Here is a 20,626-nt window from a genome sequence, read left to right on the forward strand (position 1 = left end):
TATTTCTTACTAACGGATCCGTTAGCAGGAAAATAGGCAACTTATTGCCGTTGGGCAAGATGATTTTTTCATGTTCACCAGGAATGGATGAAATTTGCGAGTCGCTTTCCGAAAATGAGGTTGATCTTTATGCATACAGGGGTTACTGTATATCCATACAGTAACTACAGGGCTGGAATGATTATGTACACTTCAGGCTATGCAAATCACTTAACACCTTCTACTTCTGCCGCAGGCAATGCTGCGCAGAATTCTATCGGGCGTGAATCGACAGGGCTTATCAGTGAAGTGGTTTACCGTGAAGACCAGCCGCTGTTGACACAACTCTTACTCCTGCCGCTTTTGCAGCAGCTCGGGCAACAGTCTCGCTGGCAGCTCTGGCTGACGCCACAGCAAAAATTAAGTCGCGAATGGGTTCAGTCGGCTGGGCTGCCGTTAGCGAAGGTGATGCAGATTAATCAACTCTCCCCTTGCGATACGGTCGAGTCGATGGTCCGGGCATTACGTACCGGGAACTATAGCGTCGTGATTGGGTGGTTGCCTGAGGATCTGTCGCAAGAAGAACATTTGCGTCTGACTGAAGCGGCTGAAGAAGGTAACGCGATGGGTTTCATCATGCGGCCAGTTCGTGGAGATTCCTATCGCAGAGGACAACATCCCGGGCTAAAAATTCACTCAAATGTGTACCATTGAGTGATTTTAAGAGTTTTCCTGGAATTTTTTTCGACCGCAGTATGCAAAAAAAGTTCAACGCGCCAAAACTGCGGCAAGTCTTGTCTGACGCGGTTCTCGTTAATTTTACTGCACAAAATTCGTTCAAAAATTGTTAAATATTAGGTATACGGAACTTTTTTTTTCATATGCCTGACGGACTTCACACTTGTAAGTTTTCAGCTACGTTGTAGACTTTACATCGCCAGGGGTGCTCGGCCTAAGCCGAAGATATCGGTAGGTTTATATTTGACCACGCCCCCCGGTGAAGGATTTAACCGTGATTCCTCCGATGGAGATATTCATGGCAAATTTTGGATGATAACGAGGCGCAAAAAATGAAAAAGACAGCTATCGCGATTGCAGTGGCACTGGCTGGCTTCGCTACCGTAGCGCAGGCCGCTCCGAAAGATAATACCTGGTATGCAGGTGGTAAACTGGGTTGGTCTCAGTTCCATGACACCGGTTGGTACGACAGCGCAAACAACAATGATGGCCCAACTCATGAGAGCCAGCTTGGTGCAGGTGCGTTCGGTGGCTATCAGGTTAACCCGTATGTTGGCTTCGAAATGGGTTACGACTGGTTAGGTCGTATGCCTTACAAAGGCAACGAAACCAATGGCGCTTTCAAAGCTCAAGGCGTACAGCTGACCGCTAAACTGGGTTACCCAGTAACTGACGATCTGGACGTGTACACCCGTCTGGGCGGCATGGTATGGCGTGCAGACTCCAGCAACAGCCGTGCTGGTGACGACCACGACACGGGTGTTTCCCCAGTATTCGCTGGTGGCGTTGAGTGGGCAATGACCCGTGACATCGCTACCCGTCTGGAATACCAGTGGGTTAACAACATCGGTGACGGTGCTACCGTTGGCGTTCGTCCAGACAACGGCATGCTGAGCGTTGGTGTTTCTTACCGTTTCGGTCAGCAGGAAGATGCGCCAGTCGTAGCTCCAGCTCCGGCTCCAGCGCCAGAAGTACAGACCAAGCACTTCACTCTGAAGTCTGACGTTCTGTTCAACTTCAACAAAGCTACCCTGAAACCAGAAGGTCAGCAGGCACTGGATCAGCTGTACACCCAGCTGAGCAACCTGGATCCTAAAGACGGTTCTGTAGTGGTTCTGGGCTTCACCGACCGTATCGGTTCTGACGCTTACAACCAGGGTCTGTCTGAGAAACGTGCTCAGTCTGTAGTTGATTACCTGGTATCTAAAGGTATCCCAGCTAACAAGATCTCCCCACGTGGTATGGGCGAATCTAACCCAGTTACCGGTTCTACCTGTGACAACGTGAAACCACGCGCTGCACTGATCGACTGCCTGGCACCAGATCGTCGCGTAGAGATCGAAGTTAAAGGTATCAAAGACGTTGTAACTCAGCCTGCGGCATAAGTTATCGTCTTATAAAAAAACCCCGCCATGCGGGGTTTTTTATTATCTGAAGAAAAGCAAAACGCTTATTTTTTACCTAACAGTGCCTGTAGATCGTTCTTCAGCGTCGACATCTGGCTGGCATACTTCTCTTTGTGCTCGGCATCTTCAATCAGCTGCACCACCGTTTCCGACAGGGTTTTCCCGCGCCGTTGCGCAAGCCCGGCCAGACGCTGCCAGACCATAAACTCCAGGTCGATGGATTTCTTACGGGTGTGCTGATGCTCGGCATTGAAATGCCGTTTACGACGAGCACGGATAGTTTGCTTCATCCGGTTTAACAGGGCCGGATTAATGTGTTTCTCAATCCAGCCGTTGACCAGTACCGGTTCGTTTTCGAGGGTCAGCAACATATCCACAGCTTCTTGCGCCGCGCTGGCTTCGATGTAGCAGGTGATCAGCTCCCCTTCACGGTGCTTTTTGACCAGGTACTTCCATTTCCAGCCGCTTTCGAGGTTTTCCAGTTGTTGATATTTCATTGCGATCTCAGTGTTACCGTGTAACTCTGTTCAGAATATCAGTTTTTTGGCAATCTGCTGAAAAGAAATCATATCCTGTGAAACGCCGCAGGCGATCCGCATGACGAAAACCCGAATCCTGATTGGGCAGAGTGCGCCGCTTACGGTATACTCCACGGTTTTACTTCTGACTAAAAAACATCAACTTTGACCATTACGAAACTTGCATGGCGTGACCTGGTTCCGGATACCGAGAGCTATCAGGAGCTGTTTGCACAGCCAGACCTCACAAAAGAACACGAATTCATACTTAGCGATACACAACCGCGTTTGCATTACGCGCTGGAGCAGATGTCATCCCCATGGGCTACATCTCCTTTCATGCTGCTCAAAGCCCCGGAAGAAGCCGAGTATCTGATGCTTCTCGGTGATGCCATGCGCCAGTTGCAGCCAAAAACGAATGCCGTTTTTGGTGGCCAGTATCATATTGCCGGACGTGACGTGACGTACGAACCTGCCACGCAGGCAGACGGACAGTTCGCTGCAAAAGGCGAGGTGATCACCGCCAACTGGGTGGAAGCAGAACAGCTGTTCGGCTGCCTTCGTCAGTTCAATGGCGATGTGTCACTGCAACCGGGGCTGGTACACCGCGCGAATGGCGGCGTGTTGCTCATCTCCCTTCGCACCCTGCTTGCGCAGCCTCTGCTGTGGATGCGCCTGAAAACGGTGGTGACACAGCAACGTTTTGACTGGGTAGGCTACGACGATTCGCGTCCGCTGCCTGTATCCATTCCGTCTATGCCGCTGTCGCTGACCGTCGTGCTGACGGGCGACCGTGAATCTCTGGCTGATTTCCAGGAAATGGAGCCAGAACTCGCGGAGCAGGCTGTCTATAGCGAATTTGAAGATAATATTCAGATCGCCGATGCCGATGACATGGCGCAGTGGTGTCAGTGGGTTATGGCCGTGGCGGAACGTTTCGCACTGCCCTCGCCTGCCGAGGATGCGTGGCCGGGCTTAATCCGCGAGGCCGTACGCTACACTGGCGATCAGGAAACCCTGCCGCTCTGCCCGCTCTGGATCGGTAAACAGCTGCGTGAAGTGGGGGTTATCAGCGGTAACGGTCCGTTTACCGGTGAGCAGCTTAGCCAGATGCTGGCCCAGCGTGAATGGCGTGAAGGTTATCTTGCTGACCGTATGCAGGATGAAATTCTGCTGGAACAGATTCTGGTGGAGACCGAAGGCGAACGTATCGGGCAAATCAACGCCTTGTCCGTCATCGAGTTCCCCGGACACCCGCGCGCCTTTGGTGAGCCTTCCCGTATCAGCTGTGTCGTACACATTGGTGACGGCGAATTTACCGATATCGAACGCAAGGCCGAACTGGGCGGAAACATTCATGCCAAAGGCATGATGATCATGCAGGCGTTCCTGATGTCTGAACTTCAGCTCGAGCAGCAGATCCCCTTCTCTGCCTCGTTGACCTTTGAGCAGTCCTACAGTGAAGTCGACGGCGACAGCGCCTCAATGGCGGAGCTGTGTGCCGTGATCAGCGCGCTTGCAGACGTGCCGATTAACCAGAATATTGCGATTACCGGGTCCGTGGATCAGTTTGGCCGTGCCCAACCGGTGGGCGGACTGAATGAGAAAATCGAAGGCTTCTTCGCAATCTGCCAGCAGCGCGGTTTAAACGGCAAACAGGGCGTGATTATTCCGGCACCTAACGCTCGCCATTTGAGCCTGAGCCAGGCGATTCTGGATGCGGTAGAGCAGGAACAATTCACCGTCTGGGCCATCGAAGGGGTTGAGGATGCACTACCCTTACTGACAAACCTGGTCTGGGACGGCGAAGGCCAGACAACCCTGATGCAGACCATTCAGGAACGTATAGCTCAGGCGACACAGCAGGATGCTCGTCATCGTTATCCGTGGCCGTTACGCTGGTTAAGTTGGTTTAGTGCGAACTGATCGGACTTGTTCAGCGTACACGTGTTAGCTATCCTGCGTCCTTCACTAAAATAAGGCTTACTGAGAACATGGTAGATAAACGCGAATCCTATACTAAAGAAGACCTTCTTGCCTCTGGTCGCGGTGAACTGTTTGGCGCGAAAGGCCCGCAGTTACCAGCCCCAAATATGCTGATGATGGACCGTGTCGTGAAAATGACCGAAACCGGCGGCAACTTTGATAAGGGTTACGTAGAAGCAGAACTCGATATCAACCCGGACCTGTGGTTCTTCGGTTGCCACTTTATTGGCGATCCGGTAATGCCTGGCTGCCTGGGCCTCGATGCCATGTGGCAGCTGGTTGGCTTCTATCTGGGCTGGCTTGGCGGTGAAGGCAAAGGCCGTGCGCTGGGCGTAGGCGAAGTGAAATTCACCGGTCAGGTTCTGCCTACCGCGAAGAAAGTCACCTACCGTATCCATTTCAAACGCATCGTTAACCGCCGCCTGATTATGGGCCTGGCGGACGGTGAAGTGCTGGTAGATGGTCGCCTGATCTATACCGCGAACGACCTGAAAGTGGGTCTGTTCCAGGATACCTCCGCTTTCTGATAACGGCTTTTAGCCCCATCCAGAAAGGCGAAACCTCCGCATTGCGGAGGTTTCTTTTTAAAGAGACGGTATCAAGCAAGTACTGCCCTGTCTCCGATGGCTTCTCGCCAGCCCCCTAGCCATTGGGACCTTTGATTCAGGGCCTGATAGGGACACATTTCTTTTGAACGTCCGGCGATGCCAGCCTGATAACCACGTTGATGAGCCCTTTCCAGGCGATCTCGTTTCTGTCTCTTCATGCCTCGTTTCCCTCATTCTTTTGTCTGGTGGAAAGAAAACAGTGGTTGCAATATGTGCAAGCACAGTTAACGAATACCCCGAATCGACGTCAGCGTCAACGTTCAAAATTCATACGGGTGTCATATTTGTGAGCTACATGGAAGATCGTTTGTACAAAAAATGTGACGCGGGACAAGTAACAACCTGAACGCAAAACGAAAAAAAAGCCGCAATCAGCAAGAAGCTGAGTGCGGCTTTCGTCGATGAATTTTACTTATGGCAGGCGGGAAATCTCTCTTGCGATAGCAGCCGACTCCTGTGCCCATCCCTGCGCAAGTACTTTCACCATTTCGTCATAGCCATCTTTCTGCTGCTTGAGTTCAAGATGGAAAGGACGCTTAATCAGCTGACCCCGGTGATTCAGCAGCCACTCCCCGCTGATAACAACGGCACCATCATAGCGGCCATGGAATCCCGTCACGTTAACATTCAGAGTGTCCTGATCGCTTCCCAGAGGCTGCGAGGCAACGACCCAACCGGGGAGCTGGCTGCTCAGATTCGCCACCAGCGTATTGCGTAGCTGCTGATCCAGCGGGCTGGCCCACAGGTTATTGTTGGCGATTACGTACTGCACATCGCTGGTCTGGTAGACCACCCCGTTGCCCGCCAGGTAATCTGGCACGGCAACCTGTTCAACCCACAGCAGACGGCTGCCCTGCGAGGTGCTGCTCTGCGCACCGGACTGGGCGCTTAACGGCAGCTGGTAGTAGCTTTTGTTATCGCTTCCAGAGCTACAGGCCGTTAATACCAGTGCGCCTGCGATGATTGGCCATTTTTTCATTGTTTCGCCCTCTTAGGCTCAGGATCCTTTTTGTCTTTCGCTTCAAACACCAGTGCGTTGCTCTTTTCATTGAGCGTTTTCAGAACGGGCTGTAGCTCGCGTAAAACCTGATCAAGACGTTGCATATCCGCCACCATCTTGTTGTAGGCCGCTGAGCCCGGCTGGAAGCCCTGCATACTACGATTCAGTTCGCGCAACGTTTTCTGCATATCCTGCGGCAGCTGCTGCATGGACTGGTTGGCCGTGATCTTGTTGATATTATCCAGGGTGGTTTGCAGACGTTGCATCGTCGCCTGGCTCTGATGCAGTGATCCCGTCGCAGCTTCAAGCATTGGATTCAGCGGCAGATTGTTGATCTTATCCAGCGTTTCCATCAGGCGCTGTTGGATCTGCGCCAGGCCACTGCTGACCGTAGGAATGATTTTGTAGCCACCAAATTCACGGATACCCGTCATTGGTGGCGCTTTTGGATAGAAGTCCATATCGACATACAACGCCCCTGTGACCAGGTTGCCGGTTTTCAGCGAGCCGCGCAGCCCGCGATTCAGCAGGTCGCTGATATGCTCCCCAATATCCTGGTCCTCGCCTATCTGATTAATCAAACGCTCAGGCTCAATGCGGATCAGCACCGGAATACGATAATCATCATCAAGCATCTGCTTCAGTCCCGGAACAAAGTAAGGCACTTGTCCCACTGTCCCCAGACGAATACCGCGGAACTCAACTGGCGCTCCTGGCTGCAAGCCGCGTACAGAGTCTTTAAAGAACATCAGATAGTCGATGTGATCGGTATAGAGCGCATCCTGAATGCTTTTTTGATCGTCAAACAGTCTGAAGGCGGTTTTCTCCGCCACCGGTTGTCCCAGATCTATACCTTCCGGCACGTCAAAACTGACGCCCCCACCAAACAGCGTGGTGAGTGAACCCATCTCAACGCGCATCCCCGCAGAGGTGAGATCTACCGCGATCCCGCTGTCTTTCCAGAAGCGAACGTTGCTGGTCACCAGGCGGTCATTAGGCGCGTTGATAAATAGCTGATAGCTGATGGTCCGTTTTTGCGGATCGAAGGTGCTTGTTTCAACCGAACCGACGCGATACCCACGGAACAGCACCGGATCGCCCGGCGAGAGCTGGCCCGCTTTTTTACTGTCCAGAATAACGCGGATCCCTTTTGCATCCGGTGGCGCAAGCGGCGGTGAATCCAGCAGCTGATAGTTTGCTGGCTGGGCGCCTTTGTTGCCGGGCTGGAGTTCAATATAAGCCCCGGACAATAGCGTCCCTAAGCCGCTGATCCCTTCTCTCCCAACCTGCGGTTTCACTACCCAAAAAACAGAATCTTCATGGAGCAGTTTTTCCATGCCAGCATTCAGGCGGGCCTTGATTTCAACATGGGTTAAATCATCCGTCAGGGTCGCGCTTTCCACGACACCCACATCCACGCTGCGGCTCTTGATGGTGGTTTTTCCGCCCTCAATCCCCTCTGCATTGGTGGTAATTAGCGTGACTTCCGGTCCCTGATGGCTGTAATGATAAAACAGGATCCATGCACCGATCAGCGCGGTCACGATGGGGAAAATCCACACCGGCGACCAGTTTCTGACCTTCTGCACTTTAGCCTCTCCACTCTTATTTTCCATGCTCTTACTCTTCCTCATGGCTTGAATCGGGCTCACGATCCCACGATAAACGAGGGTCGAAGGTCATGGCCGCAAACATGGTCATAATGACGACCAACGCAAACATCAGCGCTCCCATAGCGGGATAAATACTCATCAGCCCACCCATACGCACCAGCGCTGAGAGAACCGCAATCACAAACACGTCAATCATCGACCAGCGGCCAACAAATTCCACGACCTCATAAATCAGATGCATGCGCTCGCTGTCTCGCTTACCGTGCCCTTTTGCATCCCAGCAAAGCCAGGCAATGGCAATCATCTTTAAGGTCGGAACCATAATACTGGCGAGGAATATGACGCCTGCTACAGGGTAAGATCCCTCGCTCCACAGCAAAATCACCCCGGCCAGTATGGTCGAGGGCATTCTGTCGCCGAGCAAATCGGTGATCATGATCGGCAAGATATTGGCGGGCAGATAGAGCATGACAGAGGTCACCAGCAGCGCCATGGTCCATTGCAGGCTATTTTTGCGCCGGACGTGACCTTTTGTTTCACAGCGCGGACACACCTCGACATCCGCGGGCAGCACGGCGGTGCAGCACGAGCAGGAGCGAAGCCCCTGACGGATACCCGGTACGCCCACCTTTACCGTCTGCGAGAGCGTCGGCGCCGGGGCAATATCGTCCCAGGCCCAGCGTCGGTCCACGCACTGGAACGCGCGCAGTTGCAGCACGCAGTACAGACACCACGGAATAAAGCTGCTGCCAATCCCCACATCGCCGTAGGCCATCAGCTTCACGAAGCTGACCAGAATACCCGCGAGAAAAATTTCCGCCATCCCCCAGCTTTTCAGCTGGAAAAGGATCCGCGCGAGTTTGATTTTAAGGGCGGTGGGCATCCTGACGCGATTGACCAATAGCAGAATGACGACCAGGCAAAAAGCCGGGACGATCTGCACGAACAGAAGAAAGAAGGTGCCAAGGCTGGCGTAATCTTCCGAGAACATCACGCCAGGAATTTCCAGTAACTCCACCTGGCTTACCATCCCGCCCACTTTCATATAGATGAAAGGGAAGAGATTGGAGAGCAGTAACATGAATAAGGCTGCCAGCGCATAAGCCGTAGGACGCTGCCTTGGCGCGTCCCACTCGGTCGTCAGCGTAGCGCCGCAGCGCGGGCAGGCAGCCTTATGTCCGTGACCAAGCTCTGGCAACGCCACGAGCATATCGCATTGCGAGCATAATATATGCCGATCGGCATGGTGCTGGTCACACATAGATTATCCCTGTTTATGCGCCGTTTTTCAGAGACTCAAGGTACTCCCAGCGCTCAAATGCCTCTTCCAGCGCCTGTTCAGCCTGTGAGAGTTCAGCCAATACTTTCTGAGTATAGTCGTGAGGCTGCGTAAAGAATGACGCATCAGCGACCTGGATTTGCAGTGCTTCCAGTGCCGCTTCCAGCTCTTCCAGACGCTGCGGCAGCCCCTCCAGCTCGCGCTGCAAGTTATAACTCATTTTAGCAGGAGACTTTTTGACAGTTTCTGCTTTCGCAACAACAGGTTCAGCGACATTTTTGGTCTTCGCCTGTTTTTGCGCCAGCGACTGCGATTGCTGTCCACGCGCGTCATGATAGCCGCCTACATATTGCCCGATGCGTCCTTCGCCTTCGAAGATCCAGCACTCGGTCACGGTGTTATCGACAAACTGACGATCGTGGCTGACCAGCATCACGGTTCCCTGATAACCATCAATCAACTCTTCCAGCAGTTCCAGCGTTTCGACATCCAGATCGTTAGTCGGTTCATCGAGAATCAATAAGTTACTGGGTTTCAGGAACAAACGCGCCAGCAAAAGACGGTTACGCTCACCGCCGGACAGCGCGCGCACCGGCGTCATGGCGCGTTTCGGGTGGAACAGGAAGTCCTGAAGGTAGCCCAGCACGTGACGCGGCTTGCCGTTAACCATGACCTCCTGTTTGCCCTCAGCGAGGTTATCCATCACCGTACGGTCTGGATCCAGCTCTGCGCGATGCTGGTCGAAGTACGCCACTTCCAGTTTGGTACCGCAGTGGATACGACCGCTGTCGGCCTGGAGCTGACCGAGCATCAGTTTCAGCAGCGTGGTTTTACCGCACCCGTTCGGGCCGATCAGCGCAATTTTGTCGCCGCGCTGAACCTGAGCGGAGAAATCGTTCACCAGCACTTTGCCGTCAACCGAATAATTCACGTTCTCCATTTCGAAGACAATCTTGCCCGAGCGGGACGCCTCTTCAACCTGCATTTTGGCGCTCCCCATGACTTCACGGCGTTCGCTACGTTCGCGGCGCATCGCCTTCAGGGCGCGAACGCGGCCTTCGTTACGGGTACGACGGGCTTTGATGCCCTGACGGATCCAGACCTCTTCCTGTGCCAGCTTGCGGTCGAACTCGGCGTTTTGCAGCTCTTCGACGCGCAGGTTCTCTTCTTTCTCCAGTAGATAGGTATCGTAATCGCCCGGGTAAGTCACCAGCTTGCCGCGGTCGAGGTCGACAATGCGCGTGGCCATATTGCGGATGAACGAACGGTCGTGGGAGATGAAGATAATGGTGCCGTTAAAGGTTTTCAGGAACCCTTCCAGCCAGTCAATCGCTTCGATATCCAGGTGGTTCGTCGGTTCGTCCAGCAGCAGCACCTTAGGCCCGCTCACCAGGGCACGGCCCAGCGCCGCTTTACGCAGCCAGCCGCCGGAGAGCGCCGACAGCTCCATATCCGCTTCCAGGCCAAGCTGGGCCAGCACTTCATTAATGCGGTTTTCCAGCTGCCACAGACCGTGGTGATCGAGCATCTCCTGCACTTTTGCCAGCTCGTTGAGATTCTTGTCGCTCGGGTCCGTCATCACCAGATGCGAAATCTCGTGGTAACGCTTGAGGTATTCCGCCTGCTCTGAAATCCCTTCGGCCACAAAATCGTAAACGCTGCCGGTGACGTTACGCGGCGGATCCTGTTGCAGACGAGAGACGATCAGATCCTGCTCGTAAACAATACGGCCGTCATCCAGCCCCTGCTCACGGTTGAGGATTTTCATCAGCGTCGATTTACCTGCGCCGTTACGGCCCACCAGACAGACGCGCTCGTTATCTTCGATATGCAGCTCTGCATTATCGAGAAGCGGTGAGTCGCTGAAAGAGAGCCACGCGCCGTGCATACTAATTAAAGACATTTATTTTTCCTTTCAGACCGCGGAAATCAGCCAGCAGTTGTGGATTTGACGGTTACGGGCAAAGTCCTGAGACAGCGTTTTTTGGCTGATTTCTTGTGCTTTCAGTCCCAGTTCGGCCAGGCCGTCGTGATCCATGCGGAATCCGCGCTTGTTGTTCGAGAACATAATGGTGCCGCCTTTACGCAGCAGGCGCTTCAGGTCGGTCATCAGGCGCAGGTGATCGCGTTGAACGTCAAAGCTATCCTCCATACGCTTGGAGTTAGAGAAGGTCGGCGGATCGATAAAGATCAGGTCAAACTGCTCGTCGGTATCGCGCAGCCAGCCCAGCACGTCGGCCTGTAACAGGCGATGCTGACGACCGGTTAAGCCGTTAAGACGCAGGTTGCGCTCTGCCCACTCCAGATAAGTTCGTGACATATCTACCGTGGTGGTGCTACGCGCGCCGCCAAGCCCCGCATGAACGCTGGCGCTACCGGTATAGGAGAACAGGTTCAGGAAGTCTTTGCCCTTGCTCATCTGGCCCAGCATGCGGCGGGCGATACGGTGGTCGAGGAACAGACCGGTATCAAGGTAGTCGGTCAGGTTAACCCACAGGCGCGCGTTATATTCGCCCACTTCGATGAAGTCACCCTTCTCGCCCATCTTCTGATACTGGTTTTTGCCTTTCTGACGCTCACGGGTTTTCAGCACCAGCTTGTTTGGCGAAATGCCGAGTACGGCGATGGTGGCCGCAATCACATCCAGCATACGCTGACGCGCTTTTTGCGCATCGATAGTTTTCGGCGGGGCGTATTCCTGAACCACTACCCAGTCCGCATAGCGGTCAACCGCCACGTTGTATTCCGGCAGGTCAGCGTCGTACAGGCGATAACATTCGATGCCTTCCTGCTTTGCCCACTTCTCAAATTTCTTCAGGTTTTTGCGCAGGCGGTTGGCGTAATCTTCCGCCACGCCTGACGGTTTGCTATCCGCCGCTATCTCTGCCAGATGGTAGTTTTTCTGCACGCAGTCCAGCGGGCCGTTTTTCGCCTTGAACTGGCGATCGGCACGCAATTGCAGGCAGCTCAGCAGCTCCGGCGAGGCGCTAAACAGGGAGAGGTTCCAGCCGCCGAAATGCGCTTTCATGTTGCGGCCCAGCAGGCTGTGCAGTGCAATCAGCGCCGGCTCGCTGTCCAGACGCTCACCATACGGCGGGTTGCTGATCACCGTACCGTACGGGCCTTTTGGCAACGGGTTGGTCAGGTTCGCCACGTCTTTCACCTCGAAGGTGACCAGCTCGCCGATACCGGCACGACGGGCGTTGCTGCGCGCACGTTCAATCACCCGTGCATCGCTGTCCGAACCGTAAAAGTGAGAGGTGTATTCCGCCAGCCCTTTACGGGCGCGGGTCTGCGCATCGTCTTTGACCTCTTTCCAGATGGCCTCATCGTGCTGCGCCCAGCCTTTGAAGCCCCAGTGGCCGCGGTGCAGCCCTGGCGCACGGTCGGTGGCCAGCATCGCGGCTTCAATCAGCAGCGTACCGGAACCGCACATCGGATCGAGCAGCGGCGTACCTGGCTGCCATCCGGAGCGCATCACGATAGCGGCAGCCAGCGTTTCTTTGATCGGCGCCATCCCGGTGCGATCGCGATAACCGCGCAGATGCAGGCCTGCGCCGCTCAGATCAAGGGAAATACTGGCCGTATCGCCGTTCAGCCAGACGTTGATACGCAGATCCGGGTTTTCACGGTCAACGTTCGGACGTTCTTTATTACGACGCGTGAAGCAGTCCACAATGGCATCCTTAACGCGCAGGGCACCGTACTGGCTGTTGCGGATCTCATCGTTGACGCCGTTGAAATGCACCGCAAAGGTGGCGTCCGGGGTGAAGATCTCTGTCCAGTCGATCATCTGTACGCCGGTGTAGAGATCAAGATCGCTGTAGACCTTGCACTCTTTCATCGGCAGCATGATGCGCGACGCCAGACGGCTCCACATCAGGCTCTGGTAAATAAGCCGCGTGTCGCCCTCAAAATGGACACCACCCTGAACCACCCGGCACTCTTTCGCGCCCAGGGCTTCCAGTTCAGTTTTTAACAGCTCTTCCAGCCCACGGGCCGTACTGGCAAACAGAGAATTCATATCGTCACTTTTACTCATAGAAAATTGTCGCGCATTATAGCTAATATGGCGTGTATGTCATAAAGTTGAAGGCTTATTTTCTTTAGCGGGAGTGTGTAGTGGCGACGTTATCCAGGCTTTTTATTCATCCGGTGAAATCGATGCGCGGTATCGGCGTGACTCACGCGCTGGCCGATATGAGCGGATTCGCCTTCGATCGTATTTTTATGGTCACCGAGCCTGACGGTACGTTTATCACCGCACGTCAGTTCCCGCAGATGGTTCGCTTTACGCCTTCCCCGCTTCATGACGGGCTGCATTTGACCGCGCCAGACGGTTCAAGCGTCGTGATCCGCTTTGCTGATTTTGCGCCGCTTGATGCGCCAACGGAAGTGTGGGGCAATCATTTTACCGCGCGTATCGCGCCGGATAACATTAACCAGTGGCTCAGCGGCTTTTTCTCCCGTGACGTTCAGCTGCGCTGGGTTGGGCCTGCGCTGACCCGTCGCGTGAAGCGCCACGATGCGGTTCCCCTCTCCTTCGCGGATGGTTTTCCCTTTCTGCTGACCAGCGAGGCCTCGCTGCGAGATTTACAAAAACGTTGCAAAGCCAGCGTGCAGATGGAGCAGTTTCGCCCGAATCTGGTGGTGACCGGAGCGGAGGCCTGGGATGAAGATACCTGGAAAGTCATCCGCATCGGCAGCGTTATTTTTGACGTGGTGAAACCGTGCAGCCGCTGTATTCTCACCACCATTAGCCCGGAGAAAGGCCAGAAGCATCCTTCCGGTGAACCGCTAAAAACATTGCAGTCATTTCGCACCGCGCAGGATAAAGGTGATGTCGACTTCGGCCAGAACCTGATCCCCCGCTCCAGCGGTGTGATCCGCGTGGGCGACGAGATCGAGATCCTTACCCGCGGGCCTGCCAGGGTGTACGGCGCAGGTCAGGAAGAAGAGATGGTTGACGTGGTAACCAACGTCGCTTCCGCGGTGGATATTCACTGGGAAGGCAAAGTTATCCGTGGTAACAATCAGCAGGTGCTACTGGAACAACTGGAACAGGCGGGTATCCGCGTACCGTATTCCTGTCGCGCGGGGATTTGCGGATGCTGTCGCATTAAACTGGTCGATGGTGAAGTGAGTGCCCTGAAGAAATCTGCGATTGGCGGTGACGGCACGATCCTGTGCTGTAGCTGTGTCCCGAAAACATCCGTACAGCTGGAAGCTTAAACCGCCTGTTCGAGGCTGAAGGAATCAACGCGCAGCTGTGGCTTCAGCCTGTCGTTCATCACTTTGATGGCATCACCTAACTGCATAACTCGCCCGGCAATGGTCACGCCGGGTTGGGCCAGCAAACAGAGCGCAGCGTTTTCACCGGGTTCAACCACCAGCAAATTCACCTCCTCTTCGGTATCGCTCAGATTGACGCTCGCCGCATCGCCGATAGCCGGGGTCCAGCTCATGCCGTGCGCAAGGAAATGCCAGCTTTTCGGCATTTGCGGTTTCAGGAAGCGGATTGCCACCAGCGCGTTTAATACCAGTTCAGCGCGCTGTTCTTTGGAGAGATCGAACTCGCGGCATTTTTCTTCGAAAGAGAAATAGAGTGCAGCATCGTCAACGCAAAAGCCTGAGGGAGCAAACGCGTCTGGGGTTAACATTCGGCGCGCAAAACGAGAGCGAAACAACATGCCATTGGCTAAGTCGAGCATCATACGGTCATGCTCTTCACAAAAATACCAGCGCCAGTTATCGTCAGGTTTAATTCGCATGTTTCTCTCCCGTCCCCTAAACGTCCTGTACTAAAAATGTCCTGTTTGCCGCTTCGCTTATAACACTAGTAATAAAAGACTATAATGTCTAAATAAGCAACAATGACGGAATATAAAACAACCAGGGCTGGAAATAAAGCCCTGGTTGTCTGATTAAGAGAAAAGATTAGATATGCGTGACGATTTCTTTAATCAGCGGCGGCCCTTTAAAAATAAAGCCGGAATAAATTTGCACCAGCGATGCGCCTGCCGCCATCTTCTCACGTGCAGCGATGACGGAGTCAATGCCACCCACGCCAATAATCGGCAGCTGGCCTTTTAATTCCGCGGAGAGTGCGCGAATAATTTCGGTGCTTTTTAATTGTACCGGACGGCCACTTAATCCACCCGCTTCGTCACAGTTTTTCATTCCCTGAACGAGAGAGCGATCGAGTGTCGTATTGGTCGCAATCACACCATCAATATTATGGCGAACTAAACTGTCGGCAACCTGGATCAATTCTTCTGCCGAAAGATCCGGGGCGATCTTAACCGCGACCGGAACATATTTATGGTGGATCGTCTGTAGCGCCGTTTGTTTATTTTTAATGGCGCTAAGAAGATCGTCGAGCGCTTCGCCATATTGTAATGAACGCAGCCCTGGGGTGTTAGGCGAGGAAATATTCACCGCAATATAACCGGCATAGGCATAGACTTTTTCCATACAAATCAGATAGTCATCTTTACCCTGCTCGACCGGCGTGTCTTTATTTTTGCCAATATTTATACCCAGCACGCCATCAAAATGGGCTTTCTTAACGTTCTCAACCAGATGATCGACGCCAAGGTTATTAAAGCCCATGCGGTTGATCAGCCCTTCGGCTTCAACCAGGCGAAACAGACGTGGCTTGTCATTTCCCGGCTGCGGACGCGGCGTTACCGTCCCGATTTCGATCGAGCCAAAGCCCATCGCACCGAGTGCATCAATGCATTCGCCATTTTTGTCCAGACCGGCCGCCAGGCCCAGTGGATTTTTGAAAGTCAGGCCCATGCACTGAACTGGTTTTTCCGGCACGTTTTGACGCACCAGCGCGGCCAGAGGCGTTCCTGTAATACGGCGTAACTGCTGAAATGTAAATTCATGAGCGCGCTCAGGATCGAGCTGGAAAAGGGCTTTACGAACGAAGGGGTAGTACATGAACTCTCCTGGATTCCCGGTGTGCAAACCGGGAGGGGATTATGTGCGATCCCGCCCGGAAAGGGAATTGACCTGTGGCAAAAAAAGCCACGTAAAACGCAATCGTTTACTTATCGGTTCGCTTCTTATGCATTTTTCTGCATTCATCCTGAGGATAAATCATTTAGTGGAATAACCACGCAATGTCACACTCCTGAAAATTGTTATGAATGTTAGATAAAAGCAAACAATTAGTTATAAGGAGCAACCATGCGCGTCATTACCCTGGCCGGAAGCCCCCGCTTCCCCTCTCGCTCCAGCGCACTGCTGGAATACGCTCGCGAAAAGCTTAATGCTCTGGATGTCGAAGTGTGTCACTGGAATTTGCACAATTTCGCGCCTGAAGATCTGCTCTACGCCCGTTTCGACAGCCCGGCGCTGAAAACCCTGATCGAACAGCTTAAGAGTGCTGACGGGCTGGTCGTCGCGACACCGATTTATAAAGCTTCTTTTTCCGGCGCACTGAAAACGCTCCTCGATCTGCTGCCCGAACGTGCGCTGGACGGTAAGGTCGTCCTGCCGCTGGCCACAGGCGGTACGGTAGCCCATTTACTGGCGGTGGATTATGCCCTCAAGCCGGTTCTGAACGCGCTGAAAGCACAGGAGATCCTGCATGGCGTCTTCGCTGACGACTCACAGGTAATCGACTACCAGCATAAACCGCATTTCACGCCGAATCTGCAAACCCGCCTCGACAGCGCGCTTGAAACCTTCTGGCACGCCCTGAACCGTCGGGATCGCCACGCGGCGGCATTTCATCAATCACAAGGAGTGGCGCATGTTTAAAACAGTTACCCGTATCGGGCTGGCAGGTCTGCTGGCAGTGGCGTCGCTGGCTCAGGCGACGGTGAAAGCGCCGGAGAGCCTGCGTATCGGTTATCAGAAAGGCAGCGTCAGCATGGTGCTGGCGAAAAGCCATGCGTTGCTGGAGAAGCGTTTCCCGGAGACCAAATTCTCATGGGTCGAGTTCCCTGCCGGGCCACAGATGCTGGAGGCGCTGAACGTCGGGAGTATTGATTTAGGCAGCACAGGCGATATCCCGCCGATCTTTGCGCAGGCTGCCGGGGCGGATCTGGTTTACGTTGGCGTTGAGCCCGCCAAGCCGAAGGCAGAGGTTATTTTGGTGCCCGAAAACAGCGAGATCAAAAGCGTCGCCGATCTTAAAGGCCATAAGGTTGCTTTCCAGAAAGGTTCAAGCTCGCACAACCTGCTGCTGCGCGCGTTGCAGGAGGCCGGCCTAAAATTCACCGATATCCAGCCCGTTTACCTGACGCCTGCCGATGCGCGCGCGGCGTTTCAGCAAAAAAATGTTGATGCCTGGGCTATCTGGGATCCGTACTACTCCGCCGCACTGTTGCAGGGCGGTGTGCGGGTGCTGAAAGACGGCACCACCCTGAAGCAGACCGGTTCGTTCTACCTGGCGGCACGTCCTTACGCTGAGAAAAATGGCGCCTTTATTCAGCAGGTGCTGGATACCTTCTCTCAGGCCGATGCGCTGACCCAAAGCCAGCGTCAGCAGAGCATCACGCTGCTGGCAAAAACCATGGGCCTGCCTGAACCGGTGATCGCCACCTATCTTGACCACCGTCCTCCCACCACCATAGCGCCGGTTGACGCCCACGTTGCCGCTCTCCAGCAGCAAACGGCAGACCTCTTTTATCAAAACCGCCTGGTTCCAAAGCAGGTGAATATTCGCGAACGCATCTGGCAACCCGCTGGCATTGAAGGAAAAAAATCATGAGTCTGAATCTTTTCTGGTTTTTACCCACCCACGGTGATGGACACTATCTTGGCACAGAAGAAGGCGCCCGCCCGGTCGATCACGGCTACCTACAGCAGATCGCCCAGGCGGCAGACCGCATCGGTTTTACCGGGGTGCTGATCCCGACGGGCCGTTCATGTGAGGATGCGTGGCTGGTTGCCGCGTCAATGATCCCCGTCACCCAGCGCCTGAAATTCCTGGTAGCCTTGCGCCCGAGCGTGGTGTCGCCCACCGTCGCGGCGCGTCAGGCGGCAACGCTGGACAGGCTTTCCAACGGCCGTGCGCTGTTCAACCTTGTGACGGGCAGCGATCCGCAGGAGCTGGCGGGGGATGGCGTTTTCCTCGATCATACCGAACGCTATGAAGCCTCCGCAGAGTTCACCCGCGTCTGGCGACGTCTGCTGGAAGGGGAAACCGTCACCTTCGAAGGGAAACATATCCACGTTCGCGATGCGCAGCTCTACTTCCCGCCGGTACAGCAGCCGCGCCCTCCCCTCTATTTTGGCGGATCGTCGGACGTGGCGCAGGAGCTGGCGGCCGAGCAGGTCGATCTCTATCTGACCTGGGGCGAACCACCGGAGCTGGTGAAAGAGAAAATTGCTCAGGTACGCGCTAAAGCCGCAGAACATGGCCGTACGGTACGCTTTGGTATTCGCCTGCACGTGATCGTCCGCGAAACCAACGACGAGGCCTGGCAAGCCGCCGACCGTCTGATCGCTCATCTGGACGACGATACTATCGCTAAAGCACAGGCGGCGTTTGCCAAAACCGACTCCGTGGGCCAGCACCGGATGGCCTCCCTGCACAACGGCAAGCGTGAAAATCTTGAGATCAGCCCGAACCTGTGGGCCGGGGTGGGTCTGGTGCGCGGCGGCGCCGGCACGGCGCTGGTCGGCGACGGCCCAACCGTAGCGGCACGCATTAATGAATACGCGGCGCTGGGGATCGACAGCTTTATCCTGTCTGGCTACCCGCATCTGGAGGAGGCGTACAAGGTGGGTGAACTGCTGTTCCCGCACCTGGATGTCGCTATCCCGGAAATTCCGCAGCCACGCCAGCTTCAGTTACAGGGCGAAGCCGTGGCGAACGCGTTTATCCCGAGAAAAGTCGCGCAAAGCTAAGGAGCCACCATGTCTGCAACCGCACAAAAATGGCTACTGCGCGCCGCGCCGTGGTTTCTGCCCGTCGGCATTGTCCTCGTCTGGCAACTGGCGTCTTCAACTGGCTGGCTGTCGAGCCGCATTTTGCCCTCTCCGGAGGGCGTTGTGGAAGCGTTCTGGTCGCTCAGCGCCAGCGGTGAGCTGTGGCAACATCTTGCCATCAGCTCCTGGCGCGCGGTAATCGGCTTTTCGATTGGCGGAAGCATCGGCCTGACGCTGGGGCTGATCAGCGGCCTGTCCCGCTGGGGTGAGCGGCTGCTAGATACCTCCGTTCAGATGCTGCGAAACGTGCCGCATCTGGCGCTTATCCCGCTGGTTATTTTGTGGTTTGGCATTGATGAGAGCGCCAAAATTTTCCTCGTGGCGCTGGGAACGTTATTCCCGATTTATATCAATACCTGGCATGGGATCCGCAATATCGATCGCGGTCTGGTTGAGATGGCCCGCAGCTATGGCCTGTCAGGTTTTGCCCTGTTTACCCATGTGATCCTGCCGGGCGCCCTGCCCTCCATTATGGTTGGGGTGCGTTTTGCGCTCGGCCTGATGTGGCTAACCCTGATCGTGGCGGAAACCATTTCGGCTAACTCCGGCATTGGTTATCTGGCGATGAACGCCCGCGAGTTCCTGCAAACGGACGTGGTGGTGGTTGCCATTATCCTTTATGCCCTGCTCGGCAAACTTGCGGACGTCAGCGCCCAGTGGCTGGAACGTAGCTGGCTGCGCTGGAACCCGGCCTACACCGCTCAGGAGGCGAAAGCATGAATACTGCACGACTGAACCAGGGAACACCGTTACTGCTGAACGGCGTGACCAAACGCTACGGCGACAACACCATTCTGAATGCACTGGATCTGCATATTCCTGCCGGACAGTTTGTTGCCGTTGTCGGCCGCAGCGGTGGCGGCAAGAGTACCCTGCTGCGTCTTTTAACCGGGCTGGAAGCGCCAAACAGCGGTGACATTCTGGCAGGCACTACGCCGCTGGCCACGATTCAGGATGATACGCGCATGATGTTTCAGGATGCGCGTCTGCTGCCGTGGAAAACGGTGATGGATAACGTCGGGCTGGGCCTGAAGGGCATCTGGCGGGAGGACGCCCGGCAGGCACTCGCTGCGGTAGGGCTGGAGAATCGCGCGGGAGAGTGGCCTGCGGCCCTGTCGGGTGGACAAAAGCAGCGCGTAGCGCTGGCACGCGCGCTGATTCATCGTCCCGGCCTGCTGCTGCTTGATGAACCGCTCGGCGCGCTTGATGCCCTGACGCGGATCGAAATGCAGGATCTGATTGAAACCCTATGGCAGACGCACGGCTTTACGGTGCTGCTGGTGACGCATGATGTCAGTGAAGCCGTGGCAATGGCAGACAGGGTGCTGTTAATAGAAGAAGGTAAAATTGGTCTGGATCTGACGGTAGATATTCCGCGTCCTCGCCGCGTGGGATCGGCCCGACTGGGGGAGCTGGAAGCCGAAGTGCTGGATCGGGTGATGAAGCGTGGGGTAAGTGAACGGGTGTTGATTAAAGCTAATGCCTGATGCCCGCACCCCGGCCCTCTCCCACAGGGAGAGGGAGAAAAAACTAAAAAACGGCAACCGA

The 20,626-nt window shown here is 54.8% G+C and carries 19 protein-coding genes; 10 read left to right on the forward strand and 9 right to left on the reverse strand.

Translation table 11 applies throughout. From position 1 onward, the window contains the following. Positions 1–183 precede the first annotated feature (183 nt). Together sulA and ompA are read left to right on the forward strand one after the other, a co-directional pair. On the forward strand, positions 184–693 hold the full coding sequence (gene sulA, locus ACOTX1_RS03775) for an SOS-induced cell division inhibitor SulA (protein WP_032610196.1): 510 nt from the start codon (positions 184–186) through the stop codon (positions 691–693). A gap of 356 nt (positions 694–1,049) precedes the next feature. Then, complete coding sequence (ompA, locus tag ACOTX1_RS03780) at positions 1,050–2,102, forward strand: porin OmpA (protein ID WP_003858156.1); 1,053 nt, start codon at positions 1,050–1,052, stop codon at positions 2,100–2,102. Between the two features lie 65 nt (positions 2,103–2,167). Here ompA and matP read toward each other — a convergent pair whose 3' ends face one another. Next, a complete protein-coding gene (gene matP / locus ACOTX1_RS03785; RefSeq protein ID WP_003858158.1) occupies positions 2,168–2,620 on the reverse strand; it encodes a macrodomain Ter protein MatP in 453 nt (150 codons plus the stop codon). 186 nt (positions 2,621–2,806) lie between these two features. On the opposite strand from matP, the gene ACOTX1_RS03790 reads away from it, so the two are divergent. Together ACOTX1_RS03790 and fabA are read left to right on the forward strand one after the other, a co-directional pair. Beyond that, a complete protein-coding gene (locus ACOTX1_RS03790) occupies positions 2,807–4,567 on the forward strand; it encodes an AAA family ATPase (protein WP_023315766.1) in 1,761 nt (586 codons plus the stop codon). A 68-nt stretch (positions 4,568–4,635) separates the two neighbouring features. After that, positions 4,636–5,154 carry a bifunctional 3-hydroxydecanoyl-ACP dehydratase/trans-2-decenoyl-ACP isomerase gene (fabA, locus tag ACOTX1_RS03795; protein ID WP_000227926.1) on the forward strand — a complete coding sequence of 173 codons (519 nt, stop codon included), beginning with the start codon at positions 4,636–4,638 and terminating at the stop codon, positions 5,152–5,154. Between the two features lie 71 nt (positions 5,155–5,225). On the opposite strand, the gene rmf is transcribed toward fabA, so the two are convergent. From rmf to rlmKL, 6 genes are all read right to left on the reverse strand, one after another. Continuing rightward, a complete protein-coding gene (rmf, locus tag ACOTX1_RS03800; protein ID WP_003858162.1) occupies positions 5,226–5,393 on the reverse strand; it encodes a ribosome modulation factor in 168 nt (55 codons plus the stop codon). A 254-nt stretch (positions 5,394–5,647) separates the two neighbouring features. Further along, positions 5,648–6,214 carry a membrane integrity-associated transporter subunit PqiC gene (gene pqiC, locus ACOTX1_RS03805; RefSeq protein ID WP_023315765.1) on the reverse strand — a complete coding sequence of 189 codons (567 nt, stop codon included), beginning with the start codon at positions 6,212–6,214 and terminating at the stop codon, positions 5,648–5,650. Beyond that, entirely contained in the window at positions 6,211–7,851 is a 1,641-nt protein-coding gene (gene pqiB / locus ACOTX1_RS03810; protein WP_003858166.1) for an intermembrane transport protein PqiB, read from the reverse strand. The genes pqiC and pqiB overlap by 4 nt, the downstream gene beginning before the upstream one ends. Positions 7,852–7,855: 4 nt before the next feature. Further along, the gene (gene pqiA, locus ACOTX1_RS03815) at positions 7,856–9,109 is read right to left on the reverse strand and encodes a membrane integrity-associated transporter subunit PqiA (RefSeq protein WP_023315764.1); all 1,254 of its coding nucleotides are present in this window, start codon (positions 9,107–9,109) and stop codon (positions 7,856–7,858) included. Positions 9,110–9,122: 13 nt separating this feature from the next. Next, on the reverse strand, positions 9,123–11,030 hold the full coding sequence (locus tag ACOTX1_RS03820; protein WP_006809352.1) for an ABC transporter ATP-binding protein: 1,908 nt from the start codon (positions 11,028–11,030) through the stop codon (positions 9,123–9,125). Between the two features lie 12 nt (positions 11,031–11,042). After that, positions 11,043–13,151, reverse strand: coding sequence for a bifunctional 23S rRNA (guanine(2069)-N(7))-methyltransferase RlmK/23S rRNA (guanine(2445)-N(2))-methyltransferase RlmL (gene rlmKL / locus ACOTX1_RS03825; protein WP_003858171.1), 2,109 nt, complete (start codon positions 13,149–13,151; stop codon positions 11,043–11,045). 98 nt (positions 13,152–13,249) lie between these two features. Here rlmKL and ACOTX1_RS03830 point away from each other — a divergent pair, with 98 nt between their 5' ends. Then, entirely contained in the window at positions 13,250–14,359 is a 1,110-nt protein-coding gene (locus ACOTX1_RS03830; protein WP_003858174.1) for a YcbX family protein, read from the forward strand. Here the strand turns inward: ACOTX1_RS03830 and zapC are convergent. Further along, positions 14,356–14,898 (reverse strand): cell division protein ZapC, encoded by a 543-nt coding sequence (zapC, locus tag ACOTX1_RS03835; protein WP_022650736.1) that lies wholly within the window; start codon positions 14,896–14,898, stop codon positions 14,356–14,358. The two genes, ACOTX1_RS03830 and zapC, sit on opposite strands and share 4 nt — an antisense overlap. Positions 14,899–15,064: 166 nt before the next feature. Continuing rightward, on the reverse strand, positions 15,065–16,075 hold the full coding sequence (gene pyrD, locus ACOTX1_RS03840) for a quinone-dependent dihydroorotate dehydrogenase (RefSeq protein ID WP_023315762.1): 1,011 nt from the start codon (positions 16,073–16,075) through the stop codon (positions 15,065–15,067). 249 nt (positions 16,076–16,324) lie between these two features. On the opposite strand from pyrD, the gene ssuE reads away from it, so the two are divergent. Genes ssuE through ssuB form a run of 5 tightly spaced genes read left to right on the forward strand, consistent with a single transcriptional unit; the run spans position 16,325 to position 20,565 of the window. Beyond that, positions 16,325–16,900, forward strand: a complete 576-nt coding sequence (gene ssuE / locus ACOTX1_RS03845; RefSeq protein ID WP_003858180.1) for an NADPH-dependent FMN reductase — start codon at positions 16,325–16,327, stop codon at positions 16,898–16,900. Next, a complete protein-coding gene (locus tag ACOTX1_RS03850) occupies positions 16,893–17,855 on the forward strand; it encodes a sulfonate ABC transporter substrate-binding protein (protein ID WP_023315761.1) in 963 nt (320 codons plus the stop codon). The genes ssuE and ACOTX1_RS03850 overlap by 8 nt, the downstream gene beginning before the upstream one ends. Next, the gene (gene ssuD / locus ACOTX1_RS03855) at positions 17,852–18,997 is read left to right on the forward strand and encodes an FMNH2-dependent alkanesulfonate monooxygenase (protein WP_017384817.1); all 1,146 of its coding nucleotides are present in this window, start codon (positions 17,852–17,854) and stop codon (positions 18,995–18,997) included. The genes ACOTX1_RS03850 and ssuD overlap by 4 nt, the downstream gene beginning before the upstream one ends. A gap of 9 nt (positions 18,998–19,006) precedes the next feature. After that, positions 19,007–19,798, forward strand: a complete 792-nt coding sequence (gene ssuC / locus ACOTX1_RS03860; RefSeq protein WP_003858185.1) for an aliphatic sulfonate ABC transporter permease SsuC — start codon at positions 19,007–19,009, stop codon at positions 19,796–19,798. Then, a complete protein-coding gene (ssuB, locus tag ACOTX1_RS03865; RefSeq protein ID WP_263521496.1) occupies positions 19,795–20,565 on the forward strand; it encodes an aliphatic sulfonates ABC transporter ATP-binding protein in 771 nt (256 codons plus the stop codon). The genes ssuC and ssuB overlap by 4 nt, the downstream gene beginning before the upstream one ends. Positions 20,566–20,626 lie beyond the last annotated feature (61 nt).

Source organism: Enterobacter cloacae complex sp. IR5401 (genome assembly GCF_049238425.1).
Taxonomy (GTDB): domain Bacteria; phylum Pseudomonadota; class Gammaproteobacteria; order Enterobacterales; family Enterobacteriaceae; genus Enterobacter; species Enterobacter hormaechei_C.

What these genes read in the sequence shown, in the direction of transcription:
- sulA (WP_032610196.1), top strand. Translation starts at nt 184, where the DNA reads ATGTACACTTCAGGCTATGCAAATCACTTAACACCTTCTACTTCTGCC.
- ompA (WP_003858156.1), top strand. Translation starts at nt 1,050, where the DNA reads ATGAAAAAGACAGCTATCGCGATTGCAGTGGCACTGGCTGGCTTCGCT.
- matP (WP_003858158.1), bottom strand. Translation starts at nt 2,620, where the DNA reads ATGAAATATCAACAACTGGAAAACCTCGAAAGCGGCTGGAAATGGAAG.
- fabA (WP_000227926.1), top strand. Translation starts at nt 4,636, where the DNA reads ATGGTAGATAAACGCGAATCCTATACTAAAGAAGACCTTCTTGCCTCT.
- rmf (WP_003858162.1), bottom strand. Translation starts at nt 5,393, where the DNA reads ATGAAGAGACAGAAACGAGATCGCCTGGAAAGGGCTCATCAACGTGGT.
- pqiC (WP_023315765.1), bottom strand. Translation starts at nt 6,214, where the DNA reads ATGAAAAAATGGCCAATCATCGCAGGCGCACTGGTATTAACGGCCTGT.
- pqiB (WP_003858166.1), bottom strand. Translation starts at nt 7,851, where the DNA reads ATGGAAAATAAGAGTGGAGAGGCTAAAGTGCAGAAGGTCAGAAACTGG.
- pqiA (WP_023315764.1), bottom strand. Translation starts at nt 9,109, where the DNA reads ATGTGTGACCAGCACCATGCCGATCGGCATATATTATGCTCGCAATGC.
- ACOTX1_RS03820 (WP_006809352.1), bottom strand. Translation starts at nt 11,030, where the DNA reads ATGTCTTTAATTAGTATGCACGGCGCGTGGCTCTCTTTCAGCGACTCA.
- rlmKL (WP_003858171.1), bottom strand. Translation starts at nt 13,151, where the DNA reads ATGAATTCTCTGTTTGCCAGTACGGCCCGTGGGCTGGAAGAGCTGTTA.
- zapC (WP_022650736.1), bottom strand. Translation starts at nt 14,898, where the DNA reads ATGCGAATTAAACCTGACGATAACTGGCGCTGGTATTTTTGTGAAGAG.
- pyrD (WP_023315762.1), bottom strand. Translation starts at nt 16,075, where the DNA reads ATGTACTACCCCTTCGTTCGTAAAGCCCTTTTCCAGCTCGATCCTGAG.
- ssuE (WP_003858180.1), top strand. Translation starts at nt 16,325, where the DNA reads ATGCGCGTCATTACCCTGGCCGGAAGCCCCCGCTTCCCCTCTCGCTCC.
- ACOTX1_RS03850 (WP_023315761.1), top strand. Translation starts at nt 16,893, where the DNA reads ATGTTTAAAACAGTTACCCGTATCGGGCTGGCAGGTCTGCTGGCAGTG.
- ssuD (WP_017384817.1), top strand. Translation starts at nt 17,852, where the DNA reads ATGAGTCTGAATCTTTTCTGGTTTTTACCCACCCACGGTGATGGACAC.
- ssuC (WP_003858185.1), top strand. Translation starts at nt 19,007, where the DNA reads ATGTCTGCAACCGCACAAAAATGGCTACTGCGCGCCGCGCCGTGGTTT.
- ssuB (WP_263521496.1), top strand. Translation starts at nt 19,795, where the DNA reads ATGAATACTGCACGACTGAACCAGGGAACACCGTTACTGCTGAACGGC.